The 9,315-nt window shown below is 41.6% G+C and carries 9 protein-coding genes, 1 tRNA gene and 1 pseudogene; 8 read left to right on the forward strand and 3 right to left on the reverse strand.

Annotated elements, in window-relative coordinates; all coding sequences use genetic code 11:
- Nucleotides 1-144: 144 nt before the first annotated feature.
- Nucleotides 145-345, reverse strand: coding sequence for a dodecin family protein (locus tag B4H32_RS03480; RefSeq protein ID WP_004755923.1), 201 nt, complete (start codon nucleotides 343-345; stop codon nucleotides 145-147).
- Nucleotides 346-765: 420 nt separating this feature from the next.
- The gene (gene trpS / locus B4H32_RS03485; RefSeq protein WP_262450451.1) at nucleotides 766-1,779 is read right to left on the reverse strand and encodes a tryptophan--tRNA ligase; all 1,014 of its coding nucleotides are present in this window, start codon (nucleotides 1,777-1,779) and stop codon (nucleotides 766-768) included.
- Nucleotides 1,780-2,236: 457 nt separating this feature from the next.
- Between trpS and B4H32_RS03490 the strand changes: the two genes are divergently transcribed.
- The 7 genes and pseudogenes from B4H32_RS03490 to pgaB all read left to right on the forward strand — a co-directional run.
- The gene (locus B4H32_RS03490; protein WP_262450452.1) at nucleotides 2,237-3,160 is read left to right on the forward strand and encodes a DUF808 domain-containing protein; all 924 of its coding nucleotides are present in this window, start codon (nucleotides 2,237-2,239) and stop codon (nucleotides 3,158-3,160) included.
- Between the two features lie 31 nt (nucleotides 3,161-3,191).
- The gene (locus tag B4H32_RS03495) at nucleotides 3,192-4,079 is read left to right on the forward strand and encodes a KPN_02809 family neutral zinc metallopeptidase (RefSeq protein WP_004755917.1); all 888 of its coding nucleotides are present in this window, start codon (nucleotides 3,192-3,194) and stop codon (nucleotides 4,077-4,079) included.
- Nucleotides 4,080-4,265: 186 nt separating this feature from the next.
- Nucleotides 4,266-5,267, forward strand: coding sequence for a CobW family GTP-binding protein (locus tag B4H32_RS03500; RefSeq protein WP_010589166.1), 1,002 nt, complete (start codon nucleotides 4,266-4,268; stop codon nucleotides 5,265-5,267).
- Between the two features lie 88 nt (nucleotides 5,268-5,355).
- Nucleotides 5,356-5,886 carry a YaeQ family protein gene (locus B4H32_RS03505; RefSeq protein WP_004681491.1) on the forward strand — a complete coding sequence of 177 codons (531 nt, stop codon included), beginning with the start codon at nucleotides 5,356-5,358 and terminating at the stop codon, nucleotides 5,884-5,886.
- Between the two features lie 30 nt (nucleotides 5,887-5,916).
- Nucleotides 5,917-6,258, forward strand: a complete 342-nt coding sequence (locus B4H32_RS03510; RefSeq protein WP_004681490.1) for an FKBP-type peptidyl-prolyl cis-trans isomerase — start codon at nucleotides 5,917-5,919, stop codon at nucleotides 6,256-6,258.
- Nucleotides 6,259-6,636: 378 nt separating this feature from the next.
- Nucleotides 6,637-7,038, forward strand: coding sequence for a hypothetical protein (locus tag B4H32_RS03515; RefSeq protein ID WP_004755912.1), 402 nt, complete (start codon nucleotides 6,637-6,639; stop codon nucleotides 7,036-7,038).
- Nucleotides 7,039-7,285: 247 nt separating this feature from the next.
- Nucleotides 7,286-8,623, forward strand: a pseudogene (gene pgaB, locus B4H32_RS03520) (poly-beta-1,6-N-acetyl-D-glucosamine N-deacetylase PgaB); the annotation flags it as partial.
- A gap of 114 nt (nucleotides 8,624-8,737) precedes the next feature.
- On the opposite strand, the gene B4H32_RS03525 reads toward pgaB, so the two are convergent.
- A tRNA-Leu gene (locus B4H32_RS03525) sits at nucleotides 8,738-8,823 on the reverse strand.
- 207 nt (nucleotides 8,824-9,030) lie between these two features.
- Between B4H32_RS03525 and B4H32_RS03530 the strand changes: the two genes are divergently transcribed.
- Nucleotides 9,031-9,315, forward strand: a 285-nt coding sequence (locus tag B4H32_RS03530; protein ID WP_286800015.1) for a PhoD-like phosphatase N-terminal domain-containing protein, incomplete at its 3' end; no start/stop codon positions are given.

Consider the following 9,315-nt stretch of genomic DNA (forward strand, 5'->3'; position numbering starts at 1 on the left):
CGCTCTTCCGATCTTTGCTATGCTCTGGCAGATGAATAAAAGATGATTTTATAATCTGTTTGATCATTTTGGATGATCAAATATTGTCGACATTGTCACTATAAAAAAATCCCCAAACGGGGATTTTTAAAAGATAAAATCTTTTTATTCAACAAGGAAACTAATTTTTAAATTCACGCGATATTCAGTAATTTTATTGTCTTTGATCACTACTTTCTGCTCGTTGATCCAAGCACCTTGAACATTTTTGACCGTTTCAGTGACTTTAGCAATTCCAGTTTGAATTGCATCTTCAAAGCTTGTGTTGCTGCTAGAATTGACTTCGACGACTTTAGCAATAGACATAATAATCTCTCTCAGTGTGTGGTAGTTATTGAAAAATTATCATAGATCAAAAAATCAGCTAGACCGCTACAATTAACTTTTTATTGCTAAAAACTTACATGTTTTCACAATCGAGAAATAGGCATAAAAAAAACGCAATGATTGGGGTGATCATTGCGTAGAACTACGAATCTGTAAAACAGTTACGATGAAAAGGAGAAATGTCATAAGATTAGTTTTTTCTAATCTACATAGTCATCATATAAAAAAACTTAACCAAGTTCATAGGTATTCATGTTAACTACTGTTAATAGATGTTAATAAGTGACGAAAATTGTTAGTTATAAATTTTATTGGATAGTTCTTAAATTAGACTTAAATCCATGAGTTAATTAAAAAAGCCCAGAAATATGGGCTTTTTTGTGGTAAAAGTCACGTAAATTAAAATTTAAATAAACCCAAGCCTGCTTTTACTTCATCCAGAGTTTGCTGGGTAATGTCACGGCATTTTTCAGTGCCTTGCTTGAGTATGTCCATGATGTAGTCAGGGTCTTTTTCCAGTTCTGCACGACGTTCACGAATAGGAGTAATCAATTCTTTCAACACACCCTCTAAACGTTTTTTAACTGTCCCATCACCCAAACCACCACGGCGGTAATGTGCCTTGAGTTCTTCAACCTCTTCCTTGTTTGGATCAAAGGCATCCAGATAGGTAAATACAATATTACCCTCAACCTGACCTGGGTCCTCAATACGCAAGTGATTTGGGTCGGTATACATGGCATTGACCGCTTTCTTGATGTCTTTGTCTGAAGCGTTTAATACAATGGTATTGCCCAATGACTTAGACATTTTGGCTTTGCCATCAAAACCTGGCAAACGTCCCATATTGGATAACAACGCCTTACATTCAGGTAATAAATCCTGTCCGATTTGACGGTTGATACGGCGCACGATTTCATTGGTTTGTTCAATCATTGGAATCTGGTCTTCACCCACAGGCACCACAGTTGCCTTGAATGCGGTGATGTCTGCCGCCTGAGCCACTGGATAGCATAGGAACCCTGCTGGAATGTCACGTTCAAAACCACGCATCTGGATTTCTGACTTGATGGTTGGATTGCGTTCCAGACGTGCCACAGTGACAAAGTTAAGGTAAAGCATGGTGAGTTCGTTCAGGGCAGGTAAACATGACTGCACACAAATGGTTGTTTTGGTTGGATCAATACCGACTGCCAGATAATCGAGTGCCACTTGTAGGATATTGTTGCGAACTTTATCTGGATTATCGGCATTGTCAGTCAGGGCCTGTGCATCGGCTAGTAAAAGATGCTGATGATGGCTGTCCTGTAGGCCTACACGAGAGCGTAATGAACCGACAAAGTGTCCAAGATGAAGTTGTCCAGTAGGGCGGTCGCCTGTCAAAATTATTGGACGTTGATCAGCATTGCTCATGATATGTTCCAAGATTCAGTCATTTGATAAATATTTAATGCAGCATATTGTACGGTATATTGCAGGAATAGGGGTAGGGTCTGTTGCCATTTCAGCCATGTCTTGCGTTATAGGCTAAAACAACATAAACAAGGCATGAAACGCAGGCAATGGCGACCCCCTTGTCAAGTTTCATAACGCAGTTTATGGAAGTTTTAGCCATAACCCTACGGGACAGGGGCATTTTTTGCCGCTACTGCGTTATGCCTTACTCATTTAGGATAGCTAAATTTCGTAAGCCATGCCTTGTACCATCTAAAAAATGTCCTCTGTCGCAAGCATCTGTGAAATGTCAACAGACCCTAGTCTCTGTAAAACATGCCTACAAAAAATACGCAAAGAATTTTCAATATATCAATATAAAAATGGCTTTAATCCACTTTACAATAGCCGTATAAATACAAACTAGGACATAAAAATGGCGAGTGGTTTATTATTATTGCTGGATGATATTGCGACAGTTTTAGATGATGTTGCCGTGATGAGCAAAATGGCAGCCAAAAAAACTGCTGGGGTATTGGGGGATGACCTTGCGTTGAATGCCCAGCAAGTGAGTGGTGTGCGTTCTGATCGTGAATTGCCAGTGGTCTGGAGCGTTGCCAAAGGCTCTTTTGTGAATAAGTTGATTCTGGTTCCACTGGCACTTTTAATCAGCGTGGTTGCGCCGTGGTTGATTAATCCCTTGCTGATGATTGGTGGCTTATTCCTCTGTTATGAGGGTGTAGAAAAAGTTGTGCATATGTTGCACCACAAAAAAGCCAAAACAGCCGAACAGGCGAGTGAAAACCTGCAACAGGTTGAAGTTGATCTGGTCAAGTTTGAAAAAGAAAAAGTGAAAGGTGCGATTCGTACCGATTTTATTTTATCCGCTGAAATTGTGGTAATTTCTTTAGGTACAGTTGTAACAGCAGCATTTATGACTAAAGTGACTGTATTAAGCGTTATTGCCATTGGGATGACCATTGGCGTGTATGGCTTTGTTGCCATGATCGTCAAGATTGATGATCTCGGATTATATTTAACCCAACAGGCATCTGAATTTAAAAATAAGATTGGGCGTGGTTTGCTGGCCTTTGCCCCTGTGTTGATGAAAACACTCTCCATTGTTGGAACGGTTGCAATGTTCTTGGTTGGTGGTGGCATTATTAGCCATACCATTCCATTACTGCATCATTTTACTGAAGAAACGGTAGACCATATGCAACTGATTCCAAGCATTGGTTCAGTTATTGGCGCATTGACACCAACCTTGATTAATTTGGGTATTGGTCTGGTTGCAGGTGCCATTGTACTGATCATTGTTGGGTTGATTCAAAAAGTGTGGTCAAAGGCTTCGGCTTAAATCTTGGACAATATAATCATGTGAGGTCACTATGCGCTGGAAAGGTCGTCGAATCAGTACCAATGTTGAAGACCGTCGTGGTGGTGGGGCAAAGGCAGGCGGAATTAGTATACTGGGGCTTATTGTTGCTTTTATTGCATGGAAGTTTTTTGGGGTTGACCCCCAACAGGCTTATCAGGCGACCCAGGCTGTGACTAGTGCGCAATCCTCACAGGGCAGTGCGCCACAAAGCCTGACTGCCGACCAGAAAGAAGCCAGTGATTTTGTCGGAACCATTCTGGCAGACACAGAAGATACCTGGACTCCTATCTTTCAACAGTTGGGCATGTCCTATAAACCACCAAGATTGGTGCTGTTTAATGGAGTGGTGCGTTCTGGTTGTGGCACGGCTCAAGCGGCAATGGGTCCGTTTTATTGTCCAGCAGACCAAAAAGTCTATATTGATACCTCATTCTTTAAAGAGATGCGCCAGCAAATGGGTATCTCTGGAGAACAGAACCAAACAGAACTTTCCCGTCAGGATCAGGCGGGTGACTTTGCTCAGGCGTATGTGATTGCACATGAGGTCGGTCATCATATTCAAAATCTATTGGGCATTTCCTCTCAGGTGCAGCAGGCGCGTTCACAAATGAGTCAGACACAGGGCAATCAGCTTTCAGTACGTTTGGAATTGCAGGCGGATTGTTTTGCAGGAATCTGGGCACATCAGAACCAGCAGCGTACACAATTTCTAGAGCAGGGTGATATCGAGGAAGCGATGGATGCTGCCCAAAAGATTGGTGATGATTATTTGCAGAAACGTGCCACAGGACAGGTTGTCCCTGATAGTTTCACACATGGTACCAGTGAGCAGCGTATGCATTGGTTTCAGTTGGGACTGAAATCGGGTGATATCAATCAGTGTGATACCTTTAAGTAACTTAAAGGTATTTCATCCTTATTTGAAAATATAAATTGTGAATGAATGGGTTTGGGTCATTGTTATAGACTTTAGGTAAGTGTGTTGATGTGTTTGTTTTATGGTAAATCACCATAAAATCTCTAAAGTTACTTTTTGATGGGCAACTTTGCCGTTAGAATAAATCTTTTGCACCTGTCAGACACTGTGAAATTTATTGCACCTCAACCCGTTCCAACCCATATTATTTCTGGCTTTTTAGGGGCGGGTAAAACCACGCTACTGCAACATTTACTGAACCAAAAGCCTGAATATGAGGTGTGGGCGGTATTGATGAATGAATTTGGTCAAATCGGTGTTGACCAGCAATTAATTAGTCAACAACAGGGCTATGCTGTCAAGGAGTTGCTGGGTGGTTGTTTATGCTGTAGTAGTCAGTTACCCATGCAAATTGCGCTTGCACGTCTTTTAAGTGAAAGCAAACCAGACCGACTATTTATAGAACCCACAGGTTTAGGGCATCCCGCACAATTGCTGGAACAACTGACAGAACCCCATTGGCAAAGCAGTCTGGCGATGCGGGCCTTGGTGGTGGTTGTGGATGGCAGCCGTTTGCATGACCAAGACTGGGTGCAGCAGAACTTATATACCGATCAGTTGAAAGCGGCACAAATCGTGGTCATCTCACACATTGATTTGATGAATGAGGCTGACCACCAAGCTTATCGGGCATTAAAACAGGAATACCAGACCTATGTGCAACATTGGTTTGAGACTGAGCAGGGGCAGGTCGAGCTTGAAAAAATTGATATTGCCCAACAGCCTGTCCAACGTAAAATTCAGCCCTTATTAAAGTTGCAAAAAACACAGGCCGCCGTTCAGGAACAGGAAATCAAGCAACTGCCTTATCATTATGTCGAGACTGTCCAGGGCTATACCGTGGCAGGTTGGAAATTACCAAAGCGCTGGCAGTTTAATTTTTATGATTTATTAGACCTGTTGTGTGCCCAGCAAGACTGGGTGCGTATCAAGGGAATTTTTAATACCGATCAGGGCTGGAAAAGCTTTAATTTTAATCCTCAACAGTTTAACTATAAGTCGGCGGAAGAAAGTATTGATAACCGAATAGAAATCATTACCCAATCCCAGCAGGATTGGTTGGCATTTGAAACGCAGTTCTTGGCGTGTCGTATCAATAGAGATGGATAAGCAGTGGGTCAAATTGGCTCATGTTGTCCTATAAAATAGAGTATGCTTAGCGCCAAATTTGAACACACTATATTTAAGAGCACCGTTTATGGCGTTAAAAGCAACAATATATAAGGCAGACCTGAATATTGCCAATATGGATGAGCATATCTATGCGGACTACCAGTTGACGCTGGCATTGCATCCATCAGAAACCATTGAACGTTTAATGGTGCGGATTCTAGCCTATGCGCGTTATGCAGATGAGCAACTGGAATTTACCAAAGACCTGTTTGAAACCGATGAACCCGCCTTATGGCAGAAAGACCTGACAGGTTTGCTGGAAAAATGGATTGAAGTCGGATGTCCATCGGAAGATAAAATAAAGAAAGCTAGTGCGCGTTGCAAGAAAGTTGCCGTGATTGCCTATGGTTCACAGGCAGATGACTGGTGGCAGAAAAATACCAAAATCAAGACACTCGGCAATGTCTCGGTTTGGCAACTGGCTCCGCAAACCACACAGGCACTTGAACAATTGTGTGAACGTACCATGCAGTTGCAACTGAATATCATGGATGGTGAATGGACTTTGCTCAGTGACAAGGGACAGGTCGACATCCAGTGGCAACAATTGCAATAATGTTGAACTGAAAGAAATTTGGAGAGAGCGATGAATGCGGAATTACAGATTATTGATTTAAAAGTGGGTGAGGGTAAAGAGGCTGTAAAAGGCGCCCTGATTACCACCCATTATACAGGGTGGTTGGAAGATGGAACCAAGTTTGACTCTTCAATAGACCGTGGTAATTATTTTGAAACCGTGATTGGCACTGGACGAGTGATCAAGGGCTGGGACCAGGGCATTATGGGAATGCGGGTTGGCGGCAAGCGCAAACTGATTGTTCCTGCACACTTGGCTTACGGGGAACGTAAGATGGGAAAAATTATTCCTGCCAACTCAAACCTGACCTTTGAAATTGAGCTTTTTGATGTCAAGACACGCGACGAATAGACCGTTCGTTGTAGAAACAATAAAGTGGTTTAGGCTTGAATTTATGCTAAATCACTTTAAAATCAGTTATATAAAACATTATTAATAATTGTATAATAACTTTTTGATTTTAAATGACTTTCTTTTTATCTGATTTTTTTCATAGTCTGGGAAAAAATGGTTGATTCTCTATATAGTCCTGTATATCTTTGAGTTCAAAGAGCAATTTCCCTGCAAATGACAATGTGCTGAATAAAAAATCATATTTTAAAATTTGGCAAATTGCTTATAAGGTCACTATTAGGGTTGTGCTTGGTCACGTATGATAGTTGCTTACATATAAAAATGCTGTAATTGCCTCAGGCAAGCGATAAAAATTTGAATGAGTAGAGGTATGATATGAATGATTATTTGGATATCACTGCATCAGAGTTGTTAAAAGAGTTGGACCATTTTTTCCTGATTGATACGCATGATGGGGCGCAAACAGGATTTTGGGTCAATGAACAGGCGCTTATGGATCGGCATTACTGGATTGATGGTGATTATAAAGTTGAAATCGTAAGGGCCTTGCAACCTGCTCACCAGCATGCACCTCATAATTATAAAATTACCCGCCTGGCCTCATTCGAAGATGACCGCAATGTGGTGCTGCTGGAATATGATGGTATCCATAAAAAAATATTGACGTTCCGCCGTGGTGAGTGGGTCAACCGTTTATGTAAATATTTCTACCAGAAAGAACGCTACTATTTACAGCAGCTATCAGAAAATCCAAATTTCCAGTCTATTGAATATTAGTCTGTATAGCGTTTTATACTCCTAACCGTCACAAGGGTTGGGGGTATGATTGTATTTCCATCATATCTATTATTTTACGATAAATTTCATAATATACACTTTTAAGATTATTTTCAGTTTGCAAAATTATAAATACAATCCTTACTTCCAGCTGACACGCTAGAATGCTTATGATGTTGCCTAAATCCTAAGACCATTCATGCCTGCTTCGTCCCCAGCGACTTTCCTGTATCGAGACAATATTTCTATGACAACACGTTTAGTGTCTCCGACCTTAAAAACATTTTTCGGTCTTGTATTGGGTGTGGTTGCAACCACCCCCATTTTTGCGGCTAATCCAAAAATTGATGCGACAACGTTAACCGTCATTGGTTATCATGAAATCACAGAGCATAAAGATGCACTGATCCCAAGTTATGCGGTTACTGCACAGCAGTTTAGTCAACATATTGACTGGTTAAAGAATAATGGCTTCCATTTTATTAATGTGGATCAACTGATCAAGGCCCATCAAGGCCAGTATAAATTGCCTAGTAAACCTGTATTACTGACGGTGGATGATGGCTATCAATCTTTCTATCAAAATGCCTATCCCGTAATTCGTGCCAAAAAAATCCCTGTGGTTTTGGCTGTGGTCGGTTCATGGCTGGAACCGAAAGAAAACCAGAATGTGGATTTTGGTGGGGAAAGCATCGCAAGGAACAAAATCTTGAGCTGGGACGAGCTTAAGGAGATGCAGAATAGTGGCTTGGTGGAGATTGCCAGCCATAGTTATCATTTGCATCAGGGGATTAATGCAAATCCACAGGGCAATCTGGAGCCTGCCGCAATTACCCGCATTTATGATACTAAAAGCAAAAGTTATGAAAATGATGCCGATTATCAGGCACGTGTCTATCAGGACCTAAAAAAGAATAATGACCTGTTAAAGGCACATGGTCTACGTTCACCGCGGGTCATGGTCTGGCCTTATGGCCGCTACAATATGCAGTTGGTCAAAACCGCCAAGGAATTGGGCATGCCGATTACCATTACCTTGGATGATGGGGCAGACCAGGCCAAACAATCCATTCAGAATATGAGCCGTATCTTGATTCAGGGCAATATGTCGACCAGTGCACTTGCACAGGAAATCAAGAACCGTGAACTGAACCTCGGTGACAATAATCGTCCGCAAAAAATCATGCATGTCGATTTAGACTATATCTATGATCCTGATCCGCAGCAACAGGAACGTAATCTGGGACATTTACTGGATCGAATTAATGGTATGGGCGTAAACACCGTTTATCTACAGGCCTTTTCTGACCCCGATGCCAATGGTTCGGCAGATAGGGTGTATTTCCCGAACCGTCATATCCTGATGCGTGCAGACCTGTTTAACCGTGCGGCATGGCAAATTCAAACCCGTACTCCAGTAAAGCGTCTATATGCGTGGATGCCTGTGATGGCTTGGGAATTGCCGAAACAAGACCCAGTTTCGAAACAGTTGGTGGAAACCCAACAAACCCAATCAGGTGAGCATTTAAATATGGGCTATATCCGTTTAAGCCCATTCTCACCAGAAGCGCGGCAGACCATTAAGATTGAAGGCCTTGGTTTTTTAATTAAGGCATTTTTTTATATTCCTAAATTTCAGGTATAAAAAAACCAGCATTAAGCTGGAATTTTTAGCACCATATTTCCATTTGCTGAAAAATGGTGCCCGAGGCCAGACTCGAACTGGCACGCTTTGTGGGCGGGGGATTTTAAATCCCCTGTGTCTACCGATTTCACCACTCGGGCATGAGCGCAATAATAGAGGACACTTGAAAACTTGGCAAGAGTAAAACCACGTATTTGCTTTCTTTTCAGTCAATTCATGTATTTATCGGATAAAACCAAACTTGGACAAACTGTTTTCATGATTCTTTCATCAAACTGAGATTAAAGCTTCATGTATATCAATTAGCTTTATTCATTTATTGCGATAAAAGCTAAGGTAGCCATCAAATGACAGCCAAAATTTCACGACGGGAACTCATTCAAAAAAGCTTATTCGGTTTCGGGGCATTGTCCCTCTCCACTGGTTTTACAGGATGTAATGACAATTCAGAACAAGAAACGGCAACACTTCAGGTGAATTTTGAACATGGTGTGGCAAGTGGTGATCCATTGCAGGATCGCGTGATTTTATGGACACGCCTGACACCGAATGATGCCAGTGCTCGTTTACAGGTAAGTTGGGAAATTGCACTAGATAATCAATTTAAGCAAATCATTAAAACCGATAAAGTC

Source organism: Acinetobacter sp. UBA2063, from assembly GCF_002333245.1.
GTDB lineage: Bacteria > Pseudomonadota > Gammaproteobacteria > Pseudomonadales > Moraxellaceae > Acinetobacter > Acinetobacter parvus.